The following is a 16,432-nucleotide window of genomic DNA, read 5'->3' as shown; positions in this document are numbered from 1 at the left end:
TGGGTTCTGAACGCGCGGGTCGCTGAGGTCTACACCTGCAGTGGTGTAGAGCCGAAAAACAGGAGGGGCCCATCGCCAATGGCGATGGGCTCCTCGTGCACACGACCTACTTGCGGTAGTTCGGAGCCTCGACAACCATCTGGATGTCGTGCGGGTGGCTTTCCTTCAGCCCAGCCGAAGTGATGCGCACGAACTGGCCGCGCTCCTTCAGCTCGGTGATCGAGCGCGCGCCGACGTAGAACATCGACTGGCGCAGGCCGCCGGTCATCTGATGCGCAACCGCACCGACGGGGCCGCGGTACGGAACCTGACCCTCGATGCCCTCGGGGATAAGCTTCTCGTCGCTCGGAACGTCCGCCTGGAAGTAGCGATCCTTCGAGTACGAGGTGCGCTCACCGCGGGTCTGCAGCGCGCCGAGCGAGCCCATGCCGCGGTACGACTTGTACTGTTTGCCGCCAACGAACACGAGATCGCCGGGGCTCTCGTCGGTACCGGCGAGCAGCGAACCCATCATCACCGACGAAGCGCCAGCGACGAGCGCCTTCGCGATGTCGCCCGAGAACTGCAGGCCGCCGTCGGCAATCACGGGAACGCCCGCGGGAGTTGCCGCTTTGGCTGCCTCGTAGACCGCGGTCACCTGCGGGACACCGACACCGGCGATGACGCGGGTGGTGCAGATCGAACCGGGCCCGACGCCGACCTTCACAGCGTCAGCGCCCGCGTCAACGAGCGCCTTCGCGCCACTGTAGGTCGCGACGTTGCCGCCGATCACGTCGACCGCCGCGAAGGCGGGGTCTGCCTTGATCTTGGCGATGATGTCGAGCACGCCCTTGCTGTCGCCATTCGCGGTGTCTACCACGAGCACGTCGACGCCTGCATCGACGAGCTGGCCCGCACGCTGCCAGGCATCGCCGAAGAAGCCAACGGCCGCGCCAACGCGAAGTCGCCCCGCGTCGTCCTTCGTCGCGAAGGGGTACTGCTCTTCCTTGTCGAAGTCCTTGACGGTCATGAGCCCGGTGAGGCGGCCGTCTGCGTCAACGAGTGGGAGCTTCTCGATCTTGTGCTGCTTGAACAGCTCAGCAGCCTCGTCGCGCGAGATACCGGTGCGCGCGGTGATGAGCGGCATCCGGGTCATCGCCTCGGACACGCGCACGTTGGCGCGATCCTTGGGGTCAATGAAGCGCATGTCGCGGTTCGTGATGATACCGAGGAGCACCCCGGCGTTGTCGACGACGGGGAGGCCGGAGACCCGGTACTCGCCGCAGATCGCGTCAACCTCAGCCACGGTCGCATCGACCGAGGTGGTGAGCGGGTTCGTGATCATGCCGGCTTCCGAGCGCTTGACGCGGTCAACCATCTCGGCCTGATCCTGAATCGACAGATTGCGGTGCAAGATGCCCAGGCCGCCGTTGCGCGCCATGGCCACCGCCATCCGGGTCTCGGTCACCGTATCCATCGCTGCGGAGATGAGCGGCATCGCAAGGCGCACGCGCCTCGTGAGCTGCGTCGAGGTATCCGCCTCGCTGGGAATGACATCGGTGTGCGCGGGTAGCAGCAGCACGTCGTCGTAGGTGAGTCCTGTGAACGCGAAGGGGTCACGCTGTTCCATACAACCTCTTTAATGCTCGTGGCGTCGACGTAGAGAGTTACTAGTCTAAGGGAATTGGGCCGGTGTGAGGCTGATGTGCGAGTTCTGGGCTCGGTGCTCGCCGCAAGCGTAAAATCATGTCGGTTACCAGGAAGAGCAGTGCGATCCACACGGCGATGAAACCGATCCAGCGGGCGAGCGGAAGTTCCTCGCCCATGACGAAGAATCCGAAGAGGAACCCAAGAATCGGCGTGAGAAACTGCAAGAATCCAACATAGGTGAGCGGTAGCCGCCTCGCGGCCTCCCCGAAGAGAATCAATGGGATCGCCGTGAGCAGACCACTCACGAGCACGAGCGCGGTGATGCCGCCGCCGTGCGTGAACGCGCTGAGACCTGTGACCGAGGCGACGATCGCGAGCTGCACGAGGCCGATGGGTACGGACACGAGCGTCTCGACCGTGAGGCCCGTCACCCCATCGACGTCTTCAATGCGCTGGTGCACGACACCGTAGAGCCCGAAGGAAACAGCAAGCCCGAGTGAGATCCAGGGCACCTTGCCGTAGGAGATCGCCGAGAAGAGCACGCCGGTGCCCGCGACGATCACAGCAATCCACTGCAGCCGCGACAGCTTCTCGCGCCAGAAGATCACGCCGAAGAGGATCGTGAACAGCGGGTTAATGAAGTAGCCAAGCGCCGTCTCGAGCACGTGGCCGGTAATCACGCCGAGCACGAAGATCTGCCAGTTCGCGTACAGCAGGATCGACGACAGCGCGAAGAGCCCAAAGGTCTTCGGCCGGCGCAGCACCGCGCGCACGCGATCCCAGCGGCGGGTAAGCGTCACGATGATCGCGCACACGATCAGCGTGGTGATGACCCGCCAGGAGACGACCTCGAAGGGGTTGACCACAGCAATGAGGGTGAAGAAGAGCGGAAACGCACCCCAAATGAGATACGCGCCGATTCCATACCCAAGACCAGCACGCGTTTGATTCACCGGCCCAGTCTACGCGGTTTGGGGCGGGGCGGGTGACTGCGCCCACTTGCCCGCGCCCGGGCAGCAAAAAGCCGGGGCCACACCTCTCGGTGTGACCCCGGCCGTTTGAATGCTTAGCGCTCGATGACCGCGAGGATGTCGCGGCTCGAGAGCACGAGGTACTCCTCGCCGGCGGCCTTGATCTCGGTGCCGCCGAACTTCGAGTAGATCACGATGTCGCCGACGGCAACGTCGACGGGGATCCGGGTGCCGTTGTCCGAGACACGGCCGGGGCCCACTGCAACAACCTTGCCCTCCTGGGGCTTTTCCTTCGCGCTGTCAGGGATGACGAGACCGGAAGCAGTAGTCTGCTCCGCCTCGACCTGCTGGATGACGATACGATCCTCGAGCGGCTTGATGGCGACCGACACGGTTGACCTCTTTCCAAAGCTGTTGGTTTTGCACCCTCACGGATGCCTCTGTACGAGATTCTATGGCCCGAGTTGGCACTCATGCAAGGTGAGTGCCAACGCTGCGGGGTGTGGATCGCGCACAGCGAACACGACACTGCGTCTGTAAGCTTGGAAGCACCTATCTATAGATTTGGAGCGCCATGAGCACCGTCAATCCTGAAGAGCACCCGCAGTCCGGCTCCGATGCACCGACCGCAGCGCTCCCAGCGCCGCACTCGGGGCAGACGGCGCAGACGGGGCAGACAGCGCAGACAACCCAGCTCCCTCACATGTCGGCTGCCACGCCTCCCCTCGCACCCCCGCAGGGGCCCGCTCCGTACTACGCGAACCAGCCCTACGTCGCGACGCCCTACCAGGCACCGCCGCAGCCGCCCAAGGCAACCACGCTGAAGGACACGAACACCTACGCGCTCGTCGCCGTGATCCTCGCCTTCATTGCGCCGATCGCCGGCATCATCTTCGGCCACCTCGGCCTCAGCCAGATCAAGCGCACCGGCGATGCGGGCCGCGGTCTCGCGTTGACCGCGGTCATCTACGGTTACTGCGTCATCGTGCTGGGCATCCTCCTCACCGTGTTCTACATCGGCATCATCGGCTTCGCCATCAGTTCCGGCTTGGATGGCGGCCGCTACTACTCCTACGACTACTAGGCCCCGGGAGATGCCCCAGCCCGCCAGTCGCAGCACCCCAGCCCAGACGCCTCCCACCCTTCCCGGGTGGGAGGCGCTCGCCTCAGATACTGGGGCGACGCTCCTCGCCCGCGCGGGCGAGCTCCGAGCGGATGGCGCCGCTCTGGATCAGGTGGGACTGCGGCTGCGGCGAGAGGGGGCTGACCCGGATGTGCTGGCCGCCGTGCTCACCGTCACGGGGCTCCGGGAGCGGGCGTCGGGGAAATTCGGCCCGCGCGCGAGCGAGATGCTCTTCACGCAGGCTGGGCTTGAACAGGCCTCGCGCCTGAGCGTCGCGACGCTGCACGCGGCACGCTTTGCGGGGTGTGCACAGGTCGCGGATCTCGGCTGCGGGCTCGCCGCTGAGTCCCTCGCGTTTCTACGGGCGGGGATCGGGGTACGCGCGGTGGAGCTCGATCCGCTCACCGCTTCCTTCGCCGCACACAACCTCGCGGTGGAGGCAACCTCGCTCACCCGCGCGCACGGCAGCGCGCCGCGCACGGAGGTGCTCGTGGGCGACGCGACCGTGATCGGCAGCGCCGGGGCCGATGGGGTGTTCCTCGACCCGGCCCGCCGCACCTCCGGGCATCGCGACACCAAGCGCTTGGCGTCTGCAGACGACTACTCGCCGTCGCTCGACTTCGCGTTCGCCGCGGCCCGTGAGGCGCGCGCCGGCGGCGTGAAGTTGGGCCCCGGGCTCGACCGTGAGCTCATCCCAGACGACGCAGAGGCGCAGTGGGTCTCAGTTGACGGTCAGCTCGTCGAGATGGGGCTGTGGTTTGGGGAGGCCGCCCGCCCCGGTGTTCGCCGCTCGGCGATGCTGCTGCGCTCGGGCAGCGGCGACGAGAGCCGCCACGAGCTGCAGGCCGCCGCCGACTCCCCTGACGCGGAGGTCCGCGAGCTCGGCGAGTACCTCATCGAGCCAGACGGAGCGGTCATTCGCGCGCGCCTCATCGGGTTGCTGGCTGCTGAACTCGACGCCGGAATGCTGCACGAGAGCATCGCCTACCTCACAGCCGATCGTGCGGTCGCGACGCCGTTTGCGCAGGTGTTTCGCATCGTCGAGGAGCTTCCTGCGAAAGAAAAGGAACTCAAGCGCGCGCTCGCGGCCCGCGGCATCGGCAGGCTAGAAATCAAGAAGCGCGGCGTGGATGTGGACCCCGCCGCGCTCCGCACACGTCTGCGCTTGAAGGGGCCGAATTCGGGCACCCTCATCCTCAGCCGCACGGCGAGCAGGCACGTGGCGCTGCTCGCCGAACGCTGCTGAGGCGTATCCGCTAGTAGGCCTCAGCGAGAACTTCGGCGCACGACACAGTCTGCCCGAAGACCTGCACGGAGTCTGCGCCGTTCATGCACGCCTCGACCATGCTGACCCCGGCGATCGCCGCGCCAAAGAACAGCACGGCGAGGACAACGCCGAGGATCGTCATGAGCGATCCGACGATGATGCCGACGACGGCGGGCGTGTTCTTCGCCTTCGCGCGCTTCGACTGAACGAGCGCAACGATGCTGAGAATCAGACCCACGAGCGAGATCGGGAGCACGAAGGAGACGATGAGGCCCACGATGCCGAGCGTCTTGCCCGGCACTGCCATCGGCGCGGCACCGTAGGGTGCCTGCTGCGGGCCGCCGTAGCCGGGCGCGTAGCCCTGCGGCTGACCCTGCGGGTAGCCCTGCGGCTGGCCTTGCGGGTAGCCGTAGCCGGGCTCGGGAGCTGCTGGTGCAACGTAGGGCGCACCGGGGGCTGCCGGCACGTCTGACTGGCCGGGCGCTGCGGGCTCACCCATCGGCGGCACGTGTGGCAGCGGCGGAGCCGCGGGCGGTGTCGTCGGGAGCGGCGGGGCGACCGGCGGAGCGACAGGAGGAGCCGCAGGCGGCGCGACCGGGGGTGCGACCGGCGGGGCAGGCGGAACCTGCGTGGGTTCCGGAGTCGTTCCGGGATCGGTGTTCGGCGTGTTGTCGGACATGTCGTTCCTAACGGTATTGATGAGCGAGGGCACAGCCCCCACCAATAACGATACAGGCCGCTGCGGGCCTGTCTACATCTGAATATGGGTGACGGGCAGCGTCGAGTCTGCCCCGAAGTCGAGCGAGGAGGGCGCATGCCCGGAGCTCACCAGCTGCGCGCCGAGCGAAGCGATCATCGCACCGTTGTCGGTGCAGAGCGACAGCGGCGGCACGCGCAGCTCGATTCCGGCGGCAGCGGCGCGCTGAGCCGCGACCTCGCGGAGGCGCGCATTTGCGACGACTCCGCCGCCGAGCAGCAGCCGAGGCACGCCGAGATCCTTGCAGGCGGCGAGCGCCTTCGTCATGAGCACGTCAACGACGGCCTCGCGGAAGCTCGCGGCGACATCAGCGACTGGCACCTCTTCACCGGCGGCGATCCGTTTCTCGACCCAGCGCGCAACCGAGGTCTTCAGCCCGGAGAAGGAGAAGTCGTAGCGGTGCTTCGCCATATCCTTCGGGAGCGTCAGCCCGCGCGGGAAGCGGATCGCCTGCGGGTCTCCGTCGGCTGCGACCCGGTCAATGTGCGGCCCGCCCGGATAGGGCAACCCGACCAGCCGAGCGACCTTGTCGAACGCCTCTCCGGCGGCGTCGTCGATGGTCTCGCCGAGCAGTTCGACGTCGCTCACGAGGTCGCGTACGAGCAGCAGCGAGGTGTGGCCTCCGGAAACGAGCAGCGCGACAGTCGGCAGCTCGAGCTCGCCGATCGTGCCGACAGCCGGCCGCAGCCCGTCGCCGTGCAGCAGGTCGGCACCGACGTGTCCGACGAGGTGGTTGACCGCATAGAGCGGCTTGTCGAGTGAAACGGCGAGCGCCTTGGCCGCAGAGACGCCGACCATGAGGGCTCCGGCGAGCCCCGGCCCACCGGTCACGGCGATCGCGTCGATCTCGTCGAGCGTCACCCCGGCGTCGCTGAGGGCCCGCTCGATGGTCGGGTTCATCGCTTCGAGGTGCGCGCGTGCCGCGATCTCGGGGATCACTCCCCCGAAACGCGAGTGTTCGTCCATCGACGAGGCGATCGCGTTCGCGAGGAGGGTGCGGCCGCGGACGATTCCGATGCCGGTCTCGTCGCAGCTCGTCTCGATGCCGAGCACGAGGGGCTCACGTACTGCTGCTGACGCGGCGGGTACCGCGCTCACTGTCTCACTCACTGTCGATCCTTTAGCTGCAACTGCATGACGATCGCGTCGATGCCTTCTGGCTGGTAGTAGCGGGGGCGCACGCCGATCTCGGCGAACCCGAGGGAGAGGTAGAGGCCGCGGGCAACCGGGTTGTCCGCGCGCAACTCGAGGAACACCTGGGTGGCACCGCGGCGGGCCGCCTCGTCCAGGAGCTCGACCATGAGGGCGCGACCGTGTCCGGCCCCACGCAGCGCTGGGTCGACTGCGATGGTCTGAATGTCACCGTCGCTGCCGACAACGAGGAGCCCGGCGTAGCCGCGGATCGTGCCGGCCTCGTCAACGAGCACGACGTAGCGGCGGCGCTCGCCCGCGAGCTCCTCGCGCACGATTTCGCGGCTCCAGGCGTCACTGCCGAACAGTGCTGCTTCGAGGTCCGCGACGGCGTCGAGGTCGGCGAGGGTCGCATCGCGCATCGCCACGGCGTCAGGTTCGGTCACGGCGTCACGGGTTTCGGCGCGCGCGGCTGCATCACGTCTGGCAGCCTGAGATACAGCGCCTGCTCGGCAGCGAAGTCGCGCCCAGCGGCGAGGTGCCGCGCGGCGAGCCGCACGAGGGCCGCGGCGGGCAGCCGCTCGGGCCAGAGTTCGTTGGTGATGCCCTCGTAGCCCTCGCGGGCTTCGAGGCGCGGATCTCCTGCCGGCTCCGGGATCCCCGCCCAGTCGAGCGAGGTGTAATCACTCACGAAGAGTTCCCGGCGCTTCGCGTCCTGCACGATCCGCACGCCAGCAGCCGCCCCCGTCTCGAGCGCGTCGAGCGCCGCGGCGTCGTGGCTCACGAGCGGGAGCATGCGCAGACCGCGCCCGAGCGCGAAGGCCTGCGCCGCGGCGATCCCGACGCGCAGGCCGGTGAAGGGGCCGGGCCCCATTCCGGCCGTGACGTGGGTGACGCTCGCGGCAGGGATCCCCCGCTCCGCGAACACGCGCGCGATCAGCGTGCCGATGAGTTCTGCATGGCCGCGCGGGTCGTCGCTCGATGCCTCGGTGACCGTCCCTGCTGCGCCGAGCGCCACGCTCGTGCCGAGCGAGGTGTCAATCGCGAGGATCACGCGGTCGCCCAACTCAGGTGCCGCCACCTCGCGCACGTTCATGCCGGTCACGCGAGTACCCCGTTCTGCCAGCGCGGGCCGTGCCCGGTGACGGTGATCGTGCGGGGCTCGATGGGGGCCTCCGCAAATTCCTCTGAGTCGTCGGTGTCGGTGTCGGTATCGCTGTCGCTGTCGCTGTCGTCCGATCCCGCGCCGCCGACGGGCCGGTCGATGACGACCTCGATCCACGACTCGCGAGCGTCGACGAGCCCCGCACCCCACTCGGCAACGACGACCGCGCCCTCGAAATCGAGGTCGAGATCTTCCACCTCAGTCGCGTCGGCGAGCCGGTAGGCGTCGACGTGCACGAGCGGGGCTCCGCCGACGAGCGACGGGTGCGTGCGCGCGATCACGAACGTCGGGCTCTGCACGGGGCCGCGGACCCCGAGGCCCTCGCCGATCCCCCGCGTGAGGGTGGTCTTGCCCGCCCCGAGCGGGCCCGTAAGAATCACGAGATCACCCGCAGCGAGCACACCACCGAGGGCGACACCGAACTCGTGCATCGCCTCGGGATCCGCGGCCTTCAGCCGTTCGACGACGCTCATGCGCGCTGCTCCTGCGTGTCCACCGCGAGCCGCAGCACGCGGGGGCCGATACCGACCAAGATTTCGTAGTGGATCGTGCGCATGAGCGCAGCCCAAATATCGATTGAGGGGTAGCCCCGTTCAGGGTCACCGAACAACACGACGGGTGCACCGAGGTCGATCCGCCCGCCCAGCGGGCCGACATCGACGATGAACTGATCCATCCCGATGCGCCCGACGATCGGGCACGGCTCCCCCGCGATCGTCACCCAGGCCCCCGCACCGTTGAGGGCGCGCGGCATGCCGTCTGCGTATCCGACGGGCACGAGCGCCAGCGTCGTCGCGACCTCGCAGACATGGTTGAAGCCGTAGGAGACCCCGGTGCCGGCGGGCACGCCGCGCAGCGCAACAACCTCGGAGCGCAGCGTCATCGCGGGAGTGAGCCCGAGCTGCGCCGAGTTCTTACCCGCCACCGGGCTCAGCCCGTAGGCGGCGACCCCGACGCGCACCGTGTTGTAGTGCAGCTCCGGCCGCGTGAACAGTGCCGCGCTCGCCGAAAGGTGGATCATCTCCGGGTCAGAGCCCGCCGCGCGCAGCAGAGACACGGCCTCGTCAAACACGACGCCCTGCGCGAGATCGGCCTCCTCCCCCGCGTTAGCGAGGTGGCTGAAGATTCCGCGCACCCGCACGAGGCCCTCGCGTTCAAGCTCAGCGCCCCGAGCGAACAGCGCGTCCCACTCGTCGCGGGCAGCCCCGTTCCGGCTCAGGCCGGTGTCAATCTTGAACTGCAGGGTCGCCTGCTGTCCCGTCACACGGGCAGCCTCGGCGAGCGCGTCAAGCTGTCTGAGGTGCGCGATCCCGACATCGATCGACTGCTCGATCGCGGGCACGAAGTCGACGCGGGGGCCGTGCAGCCAACACAGCAGCGGTGCGTCGACACCGGCCTCGCGGAGCGTCAGCGCCTCCTCGAGGTCAGCCGTCGCGATCATCGCCGCACCGCCAGCCATCGCTGCCCGCGCGGCGATCTCGGCCCCGTGCCCGTAGCCACCAGCTTTCACGACAACGATCACGTTTGCGTCGCCCGTGAGCTCCCGGATCCTGCGCACATTCTTGCGGATCGCGCCAGCCGAGATCTCAGCGACGCGCATCGACCCTGTTCTCATGCCGTTGCACCTCCGTGCTCCACAATAACGAACGCGGTTGCAACGCCCGTGTCGTGCGTCATCGAGAGGTGGATCCGGTCGGCCCCGCGCAGCGTGAGCGCGGCGCGCAATCCAGCCGTCTCGACGAACTCGGGGGCGCGCAGCTCGTTGCGGCGCACCTCCATGTCGGCCCAGGTGAGTTCCCCCGAGTCGCCGAGCGCCTTGATCAGGGCTTCCTTCGCGGCAAACCGTGCCGCGAGCGACGGCGTCGACAGCTGTCCCTCAGCAGCGCTGAACAGGCGTTCGCGCAGCTTTGGCGTGCGCTCAAGCTGCCGCTCGAAGCGCTCGATATCGACTGTGTCAACGCCGATGCCGATAATCACTCGACGGTCACCGATTTCGCAAGGTTGCGCGGCTGATCCACATCAAGACCCTTCGCGGTCGACAGCTCGAGCGCGAACCACTGCAGCGGAACCACCTGCAGGATCGGATCAAACAGGGCGTCCGTGAGCGGGATCCGCACCACATCGTCAGCGAACGGCAGCACCGCGGTGTCGCCCTTCTCCACGATCGCGATCACCCGGGCACCGCGCGCGCGGATCTCCTGAATGTTCGAGACCACCTTCGAGTGCATGAGCGGCGATGTGCGCGGGCTCGGCACGAGCACGAACACGGGCTGGCCGTGGTCAATGAGCGCGATGGGGCCGTGCTTCAGCTCGCCGGCGGCGAAGCCCTCAGCATGGATGTAAGCGATCTCCTTGAGCTTTAGCGCACCCTCAAGCGCCGCCGGGTAGCCGACGTGGCGCCCCAGGAACAACACCGAGCGGGTGTCGGCCATCCAGTGCGCGAGCTGCGCGATCTGCTCGTGGGTCGCGACGGCCTCAGCCATCTTCTCCGGGAGCGTCTCGAACTGCTCGACCGCCGCCGCCTCGGCCTCAGCCGAGAGCACGCCACGCACGCGACCCAGGTGCAGGCCGAGCAGGTAGAGGGCGGTGATCTGCGCCACAAACGCCTTCGTCGAAGCCACAGCGACCTCGGGGCCCGCGTGGGTGTAGACGGCCGCATCGGACTCGCGCGGGATCGTCGCGCTCTGCGTATTGCACACCGACACGGTCGTGACGCCGCGCTCAATCGCATACTTCACGGCCATGAGCGTGTCCATCGTCTCGCCCGACTGGCTCACCGAGATCACCATCGTGCGGTCGGAGAGCACGGGATCGCGGTAGCGGAACTCGTGGCTGAGCTGCACCTCGACTGGGATCCTCGCCCACTGCTCGATCGCATACGAACCGACCATGCCCGCATACGAGGCGGTGCCGCAGGCGACGATGATGATCCGGTCGATCTGCTTCAGACGATCCTCGCCGAGCGCGGTGAGCTCAGGGATCTCGACGTGGCCGTCGACGATGCGTCCGCGAATCGTGTTCGCGATCGCCTCGGGCTGCTCGTTGATCTCCTTTGCCATGAACGACGACCAGCCGCCCTTATCGGCAGCGCCCGCGTCCCACTCGACCTCGTACTCTTCGAAGTCGACCTCCGTGCCCGAAAAATCGGTGATGCGGACGCTCTCGGGAGTGATCACCGCGATGTTGTCCTCGTTCACGACGACCGCGCGACGCGTGGACGACACGAACGCGGCCACGTCTGAGCCGAGGAAGTTCTCGCCGTCACCCAGACCGACCACGAGCGGCGAGTGGTGGCGCGCAGCCACGATCTTGCCCGGCTCGCTCTCGTGCATCGCGAGCAGCGTGAACGTACCGTGTAGGCGCTGCACGACCTCACGGAACGCGGTCTCGAGATCCTTCCCCGCGCCGGTTTCGAGCCCGAGCAACGCCGCAACCACCTCGGTGTCGGTTTCGCTCTCGAGCACGGCACCCCGGGTAGTGACCTCTTCACGCAGCTCGGCAAAGTTCTCGACGATGCCGTTGTGGATGACAGCGAGCTTGCCGTCCTCCCCCAGGTGCGGGTGCGCGTTCACGTCGGTGGGCCCGCCGTGGGTCGCCCAGCGGGTGTGGCCGATGCCAGTGCCCTTCGCCGCAAGGGGGCTTGCCTCGAGGAGGTTCTCGAGGTTCACAAGCTTGCCCGACTTCTTCCGTACGGAGATGCCACCGGTGTCATCGATCACCGCGACGCCCGCCGAGTCATAGCCCCGGTATTCGAGCCGGCGAAGGCCATTCAGCAGCGCTTCGACCGTGTCATTTGGTCCTGCATATCCTACGATTCCACACATACACTCGATTTTAGTGGCACGATGGAGGGCGATGAGCAATAAATACAGCGAAGCCGCAGTCACCGAGCTTGTTCCCAGCAACGACGCAGCCCGGGAAGCCTCGGCGAACCCAGTGCTCGGCCCCTCAACGCAGACGCTCGTGCGACCCGAATCCACCTCGCCCTTCACAGAGATTGGTCGTGCTGAGTGGGCACGCCTCGCGGGCGAAACGCCCATGCCGCTCACCGAGTCAGAGGTTGAGTCCTTCCGCGGACTGGGGGTCTCGCTCGACGTCGAAGAGGTCTCCGAGGTGTACCGGCCGCTCAGCCGCCTCATCAATCAGTACGCGATCGCCGCGCGCGAGATGCACCAGCGCACCCGCAGCTTCCTCAAACGCGAGGGCGAAAAGCAGAGCACCTTTGTCATCGGCGTTGCAGGCTCTGTGGCTGTCGGCAAGTCCACCGTTGCCAGGGTGCTGCGCGATCTACTCGCCCGCTGGCCCGAGACTCCGAACGTCACCCTCGTCACCACCGACGGCTTCCTCTACCCGAACGCAGAGCTCGAGCGCCGCGGGATCGCACACCGCAAGGGGTTTCCCGAGTCCTACGACAGGCGTGCGCTACTCCGCTTCGTCTCGCAGGTGAAGTCAGGCGTGCCTGAGGTACGCGCCCCCCACTACAGCCACCTCATCTACGACATCGTGCCCGACGAGTTCACGACGGTGCGCCAGCCCGACATCCTCATCCTCGAGGGGCTCAACGTGCTGCAGCCACCAACTGCGGAGCACCCGCTCGCGGTCTCCGACCTCTTTGACTTCTCGGTGTATGTCGACGCGCGAACCGACCACATCGAGGAATGGTTCACCCAGCGATTCTTCCGGCTGCGCGACGGCGCGTTCTCCGACCCGAGTTCGTTCTTCCGCACCTTCGCGACGCTGAGCGACGCCGAGACGCGCGAGCATGCGCACACGATCTGGAAGACCATCAACGAGCCGAACCTCATCGAGAACATCAAGCCGACGCGTGCCCGCGCCACGCTCGTGCTCCGCAAGGAGGCGGACCACCGGGTCGAGAAGGTGCTGCTCCGGAAGCTGTAGGCTATAGCTTCTCAGCGACCACAAACGGCAACGGCCGAACAGGGAACTGTACCGTTGGTGGCTCGGTGCCAGGCTCACCTGCGAGATAGTCGCGGAGCACCGGCTGGCACGTGCGCCCCTGGCAGATCCCCATACCCGCGCGCGTCCAGAGCTTGACCGTCCGAAAATCAGTCGCGCCGTGATCGATCGCTTCAGATACTTCTGCCCGGGTCACGCCCTCACACCTGCACACGACAGATGCAGGATCCGGATCTGTGAGCGGAGCCTGTGGGAAGAGCCGCGACATTCCTTGTTGGAAGCGAAGAATGCGTTCGTGCTTGCGTCGCAACTTTTGCTCAATCGCTGAATCAATCTCTACCCCGAACACGTTGCCAAGGATGTCGTAGGCAGCGAGCTTCCCCTCAAGCTCCGCTGCTTCTTGCCCGTGCACGCCCGCGCAATCGCCCACCGCGTATAGCCCGGGAACCGTCGTCTCGAAGTTTTCCTTTCGAGTCGGGGTCCAAAACCTCGTCGCAGCGTCAAATACTGAGTGAGCTCCGGCCTGGTGCACAAGTTCGTTCGCAGAGACAAATCCGTGCCCGAGCACAACACCGTCGACACCGAACTTCCTGCGTCGGCCGCTCTTCGAGGTAATGGTGACCCCTTCGACCTGGCCGGCCCCGTGTACCTCGGTCACCCTGTGCCCAATCAGCAACCGCGTTCCGTGTCGGAGAATGTTGCTCAGGTACTTCGCCCCGTCGCGCATGATGTTCACCGGCATGGAACGCGCAACGCCCAACACCGTTGGTACGCCAGCGTGCAACAGGTCGGCTTCCTCCACGACGGCACGGACACGAACACCGGCGTCAATGAGCTGACTCGCGGTCGCGAGTAGCAAAGGCCCACTCCCCGCAACGACGACCGTGCGGTGCGGAAACGCCCCGCTCCCTTTGAGGAGAGTTTGAGCACCACCACACGCGAGAACCCCGCGGAGCAGATAGCCAGGAATCGGGCGGATCCGCTCGCGAGCCCCCACGGAGACAATCGTTGCCTCGGGCGCAAAGCCGCGGAGCCCTCCCTCACGAGAAACTACCGCGCGGCCACCGTCAAAGCCGTGGCAGATAGAGCCTGGAAAGAACTCAACACCCGGTCCGAGAGCGGCGCGGTCGGTGGCTGTGGCAGCGGCAGATCGGTCGAACGGACGTCGAGTGATCGCCCCGCCAGGGCGCGCGTTTTCATCAATGAGGTCCACGGGAACCCCGTGCTCCGACAGCGTCTGAGCAGCAGCTATCCCCGCCGGACCAGCTCCGATCACGAGAACGGACTTCCTAGCTAGAGCTTCACCAGTCATAGCTATCTCCCTCCCGGACCTGCGTGACGCACGCACGCACCTGCTCGCTACCGTTTCGTGTCACAACGCAGGCATAGCAACTCCCCATGCCGCACAGCGCTTCCGGTGCGGAATCCGTTCCCAGTGTGAGGCTCGCGGCGAGCACTGACTGCCCACTCGGCACCTCGTGTTCTTGACCTTGGATGCGCACCCTTGCGCTCTCGGCTTCACTCACGGTCCTCTCCTTCCTGGGTAAACAGTCTCTCCAGCCCAAACTCACGTGCGGCCTGAGCAATTACTGTGTCACTTGAGCGACCGAGTATCTGCGAGGTGATGATCTCCGCGGTTGCCGGAGCGAGTGCTATTCCATCTCCCTCGTGCCCTGCGGCGACATAGTAGCCCGCTTGCTCTGGGCTTTCTCCGACGAAAGGCTTATGGTCTGGCGTCCACGGCCGAAGCCCGGCAAAGCTCCGGATGATACTGACGTCTTGCACTCCCGGGAGAATCATGTTCGCCCTGCGAATGATCTCGGCGACCCAGCTCACCTCAACCTGCAGATCGAATCCAGCGAATCTCCGCATGCTCCCGAGCAACATGTTGCCATCCATGGTGGGCTCCGCTAAAAAGGCAAAGCTCGGCACGTCAGTAAAGTCATCACTCTTCTTGTTCGTCACGTAGGCAGCTTCGAGCAAGTTGACAGAGACGCCCGGGGAAAATCGCTCGGTTACAACGAGGATTCCTTGCCGGGGTCTAATCGGAAGGTGTGGGAAGCCAGCCACTTCGAGTTGGGGTGCCCAGACACCAAGTGCGTTGACCACCACGGGTGCCCGGTGGATTCCCCGATCAGTGCGCACTCCCGCGACCCTGCCGCGCTCAAAGATGACGGAGGTTGCTTGCTCACCGAACACGAACCGCACGCCGTTGCTTCGAGCTCGCTTGGTGTTCGCAGAAACGACCGCTGGAGGGTAGATCGCCCCATCCGTTGGACAGAACACTCCTCCCTGCACCGCAGATCCGAGGGCTGGTTCAAGTTCACGGCATTCATCGCCGTCCAGCGCTTCAGCGTGGATGCCAACGGTAGCGAGTTCGGTGACGCGTGCTGCATTCGGAGCGACGTGTTCTGGGTCAGTAACGAACATCAACGAGCCATTTTGATCGAACTTTAGGTCTGTCTCGAGTTCCGACTCCATTTCTTTGTACGCAGCCACACACCAACCGGTGAGCTCAATCGAGAATTTGCTCATCTTCGTCTGCGAGAGAACATCTCCGTCGCACCGGCCACTGCTTCCTGCGCACGGTCCGCTTGCCTCGATGATCGAGACGTCGAGCCCCGCATCGCTGAGTTTTCGGGCGATAATCGCGCCCATGATGCCGTTTCCGAGCACCAGAACATCACTCTGTTTCGCCGTCATTTTTTGCACGCCGCAGGGCACCTGCCCTGGCCTTTCTAGCTGATTCCACGATGAATCGTCTGTGGTGGTGCGGTTGGCTACCTGTTTCGCGGGAAATCCTCGCGAAACACCTTCTGCCGGATCATCGCGAGTGACTCCAGCACGTGAGTCTCTGCAATCTGGCGGGCGCGCTCTCCGTCGCCCCCAAGTACCGCATCAATGAGTTCAATGTGCTGCGTTGCAGAGGCGATCAGATCCTCCCTGCTGTAGAGCCGCGCAAGATCGAAATTGAAGTGATACGTGTTATTCATCGTGCAGAAGCGCTCCAGGCGGGAGCTGTTTGCACACTGCACCACGAAGCTGTGAAACTCGTTGTTTCGGTACACCCGCTGTTCGAGATCACCCTGCATGTGCAGTTCAAAGCTCGCTCGGAAACGCTCGAGTTCCTGGCGCTGCTCGGTCGTAATGGCCGTCGCAGCCATCTTGGCTGCACCGGATTCCAACACAGATCGTGCCTCGTAGATGCCGACGACCTCGGCTTCAGTAAACTCGTGGACGATCCACCGGCGCCGCACGAGATCCACGAGGCCGTCAGCCACGAGGCGCTGAAGCGCCTCCCGAACTGGGGATCGAGACACCCCCAGTTCGTCGGCAATCTCAAACTCGATCAGCATCTCGTTTGGCCGGATTCGGCCCTCGTCAATATTGGTGCGCACAAACGAGTAGACGACATCTGAGATGCGTTCGGCCGCCGCGGCCTTAGTCACCTCTGCATTTTTTGTCATGCTGA

18 protein-coding genes are annotated in these 16,432 nt (G+C 65.8%); 3 read left to right on the top strand and 15 right to left on the bottom strand.

Annotated features, from left to right (window positions below):
* Nucleotides 1-106: 106 nt before the first annotated feature.
* The 3 genes from guaB to groES form a co-directional block, all read right to left on the bottom strand.
* On the bottom strand, nt 107-1,609 hold the full coding sequence (guaB, locus tag ACI1US_RS13565; protein ID WP_416550215.1) for an IMP dehydrogenase: 1,503 nt from the start codon (nt 1,607-1,609) through the stop codon (nt 107-109).
* Nucleotides 1,610-1,649: 40 nt separating this feature from the next.
* Nucleotides 1,650-2,582: an EamA family transporter RarD gene (gene rarD, locus ACI1US_RS13560; RefSeq protein WP_416550216.1), complete on the bottom strand. Its 933-nt coding sequence runs from the start codon at nt 2,580-2,582 to the stop codon at nt 1,650-1,652.
* Between the two features lie 113 nt (nt 2,583-2,695).
* Nucleotides 2,696-2,992: a co-chaperone GroES gene (gene groES, locus ACI1US_RS13555; RefSeq protein ID WP_416550217.1), complete on the bottom strand. Its 297-nt coding sequence runs from the start codon at nt 2,990-2,992 to the stop codon at nt 2,696-2,698.
* A gap of 182 nt (nt 2,993-3,174) precedes the next feature.
* On the opposite strand from groES, the gene ACI1US_RS13550 reads away from it, so the two are divergent.
* Nucleotides 3,175-3,684, top strand: a complete 510-nt coding sequence (locus ACI1US_RS13550; protein WP_416550218.1) for a DUF4190 domain-containing protein — start codon at nt 3,175-3,177, stop codon at nt 3,682-3,684.
* A 10-nt stretch (nt 3,685-3,694) separates the two neighbouring features.
* Nucleotides 3,695-4,969 carry a THUMP-like domain-containing protein gene (locus ACI1US_RS13545; protein ID WP_461640917.1) on the top strand — a complete coding sequence of 425 codons (1,275 nt, stop codon included), beginning with the start codon at nt 3,695-3,697 and terminating at the stop codon, nt 4,967-4,969.
* A 10-nt stretch (nt 4,970-4,979) separates the two neighbouring features.
* Here ACI1US_RS13545 and ACI1US_RS13540 read toward each other — a convergent pair whose 3' ends face one another.
* The 8 genes from ACI1US_RS13540 to glmS all read right to left on the bottom strand — a co-directional run bounded on the left by ACI1US_RS13540 (nt 4,980) and on the right by glmS (nt 11,867).
* Nucleotides 4,980-5,669, bottom strand: coding sequence for a DUF4190 domain-containing protein (locus ACI1US_RS13540; protein WP_461640916.1), 690 nt, complete (start codon nt 5,667-5,669; stop codon nt 4,980-4,982).
* A gap of 72 nt (nt 5,670-5,741) precedes the next feature.
* On the bottom strand, nt 5,742-6,857 hold the full coding sequence (tsaD, locus tag ACI1US_RS13535) for a tRNA (adenosine(37)-N6)-threonylcarbamoyltransferase complex transferase subunit TsaD (protein ID WP_461640915.1): 1,116 nt from the start codon (nt 6,855-6,857) through the stop codon (nt 5,742-5,744).
* Nucleotides 6,854-7,324: a ribosomal protein S18-alanine N-acetyltransferase gene (gene rimI / locus ACI1US_RS13530; RefSeq protein WP_461640914.1), complete on the bottom strand. Its 471-nt coding sequence runs from the start codon at nt 7,322-7,324 to the stop codon at nt 6,854-6,856. The genes tsaD and rimI overlap by 4 nt, the downstream gene beginning before the upstream one ends.
* Nucleotides 7,321-7,974 carry a tRNA (adenosine(37)-N6)-threonylcarbamoyltransferase complex dimerization subunit type 1 TsaB gene (gene tsaB / locus ACI1US_RS13525; protein ID WP_461640928.1) on the bottom strand — a complete coding sequence of 218 codons (654 nt, stop codon included), beginning with the start codon at nt 7,972-7,974 and terminating at the stop codon, nt 7,321-7,323. The genes rimI and tsaB overlap by 4 nt, the downstream gene beginning before the upstream one ends.
* Nucleotides 7,975-7,979: 5 nt before the next feature.
* Entirely contained in the window at nt 7,980-8,516 is a 537-nt protein-coding gene (gene tsaE, locus ACI1US_RS13520; protein ID WP_461640913.1) for a tRNA (adenosine(37)-N6)-threonylcarbamoyltransferase complex ATPase subunit type 1 TsaE, read from the bottom strand.
* Nucleotides 8,513-9,658 (bottom strand): alanine racemase, encoded by a 1,146-nt coding sequence (gene alr / locus ACI1US_RS13515; protein ID WP_461640912.1) that lies wholly within the window; start codon nt 9,656-9,658, stop codon nt 8,513-8,515. The genes tsaE and alr overlap by 4 nt, the downstream gene beginning before the upstream one ends.
* The gene (locus ACI1US_RS13510; protein WP_461640911.1) at nt 9,655-10,020 is read right to left on the bottom strand and encodes a holo-ACP synthase; all 366 of its coding nucleotides are present in this window, start codon (nt 10,018-10,020) and stop codon (nt 9,655-9,657) included. Before ACI1US_RS13510 ends, alr begins: the two co-directional genes overlap by 4 nt.
* Nucleotides 10,017-11,867, bottom strand: coding sequence for a glutamine--fructose-6-phosphate transaminase (isomerizing) (gene glmS / locus ACI1US_RS13505; protein ID WP_461640910.1), 1,851 nt, complete (start codon nt 11,865-11,867; stop codon nt 10,017-10,019). The genes ACI1US_RS13510 and glmS overlap by 4 nt, the downstream gene beginning before the upstream one ends.
* Nucleotides 11,868-11,898: 31 nt before the next feature.
* Here glmS and coaA point away from each other — a divergent pair, with 31 nt between their 5' ends.
* Nucleotides 11,899-12,942: a type I pantothenate kinase gene (coaA, locus tag ACI1US_RS13500; RefSeq protein ID WP_461640909.1), complete on the top strand. Its 1,044-nt coding sequence runs from the start codon at nt 11,899-11,901 to the stop codon at nt 12,940-12,942.
* Between the two features lies 1 nt (nt 12,943).
* On the opposite strand, the gene ACI1US_RS13495 is transcribed toward coaA, so the two are convergent.
* The 4 genes from ACI1US_RS13495 to ACI1US_RS13480 all read right to left on the bottom strand — a co-directional run bounded on the left by ACI1US_RS13495 (nt 12,944) and on the right by ACI1US_RS13480 (nt 16,427).
* Entirely contained in the window at nt 12,944-14,272 is a 1,329-nt protein-coding gene (locus ACI1US_RS13495; RefSeq protein ID WP_461640908.1) for an FAD-dependent oxidoreductase, read from the bottom strand.
* Nucleotides 14,262-14,462: a 2Fe-2S iron-sulfur cluster-binding protein gene (locus ACI1US_RS13490; RefSeq protein ID WP_461640927.1), complete on the bottom strand. Its 201-nt coding sequence runs from the start codon at nt 14,460-14,462 to the stop codon at nt 14,262-14,264. The genes ACI1US_RS13495 and ACI1US_RS13490 overlap by 11 nt, the downstream gene beginning before the upstream one ends.
* Before the next feature lie 16 nt (nt 14,463-14,478).
* Nucleotides 14,479-15,663: an NAD(P)/FAD-dependent oxidoreductase gene (locus ACI1US_RS13485; protein ID WP_461640907.1), complete on the bottom strand. Its 1,185-nt coding sequence runs from the start codon at nt 15,661-15,663 to the stop codon at nt 14,479-14,481.
* A gap of 77 nt (nt 15,664-15,740) precedes the next feature.
* Nucleotides 15,741-16,427: a GntR family transcriptional regulator gene (locus ACI1US_RS13480; RefSeq protein WP_461640926.1), complete on the bottom strand. Its 687-nt coding sequence runs from the start codon at nt 16,425-16,427 to the stop codon at nt 15,741-15,743.
* Nucleotides 16,428-16,432: the final 5 nt, after the last annotated feature.

It is taken from the genome of Leucobacter sp. BZR 635 (assembly GCF_048061935.2).
GTDB lineage: Bacteria > Actinomycetota > Actinomycetes > Actinomycetales > Microbacteriaceae > Leucobacter.
This window is presented reverse-complemented; position numbering and strand designations above follow the sequence as displayed.

Bases quoted from the DNA above. Each gene is read 5' to 3' on its own strand.
- guaB (WP_416550215.1), bottom strand. From the start codon at position 1,609: ATGGAACAGCGTGACCCCTTCGCGTTCACAGGACTCACCTACGACGAC.
- ACI1US_RS13550 (WP_416550218.1), top strand. From the start codon at position 3,175: ATGAGCACCGTCAATCCTGAAGAGCACCCGCAGTCCGGCTCCGATGCA.
- ACI1US_RS13545 (WP_461640917.1), top strand. From the start codon at position 3,695: ATGCCCCAGCCCGCCAGTCGCAGCACCCCAGCCCAGACGCCTCCCACC.
- ACI1US_RS13540 (WP_461640916.1), bottom strand. From the start codon at position 5,669: ATGTCCGACAACACGCCGAACACCGATCCCGGAACGACTCCGGAACCC.
- tsaB (WP_461640928.1), bottom strand. From the start codon at position 7,974: ATGAACGTGCGCGAGGTGGCGGCACCTGAGTTGGGCGACCGCGTGATC.
- tsaE (WP_461640913.1), bottom strand. From the start codon at position 8,516: ATGAGCGTCGTCGAACGGCTGAAGGCCGCGGATCCCGAGGCGATGCAC.
- alr (WP_461640912.1), bottom strand. From the start codon at position 9,658: ATGAGAACAGGGTCGATGCGCGTCGCTGAGATCTCGGCTGGCGCGATC.
- glmS (WP_461640910.1), bottom strand. From the start codon at position 11,867: ATGTGTGGAATCGTAGGATATGCAGGACCAAATGACACGGTCGAAGCG.
- coaA (WP_461640909.1), top strand. From the start codon at position 11,899: ATGAGCAATAAATACAGCGAAGCCGCAGTCACCGAGCTTGTTCCCAGC.
- ACI1US_RS13495 (WP_461640908.1), bottom strand. From the start codon at position 14,272: ATGACTGGTGAAGCTCTAGCTAGGAAGTCCGTTCTCGTGATCGGAGCT.
- ACI1US_RS13485 (WP_461640907.1), bottom strand. From the start codon at position 15,663: ATGACGGCGAAACAGAGTGATGTTCTGGTGCTCGGAAACGGCATCATG.
- ACI1US_RS13480 (WP_461640926.1), bottom strand. From the start codon at position 16,427: ATGACAAAAAATGCAGAGGTGACTAAGGCCGCGGCGGCCGAACGCATC.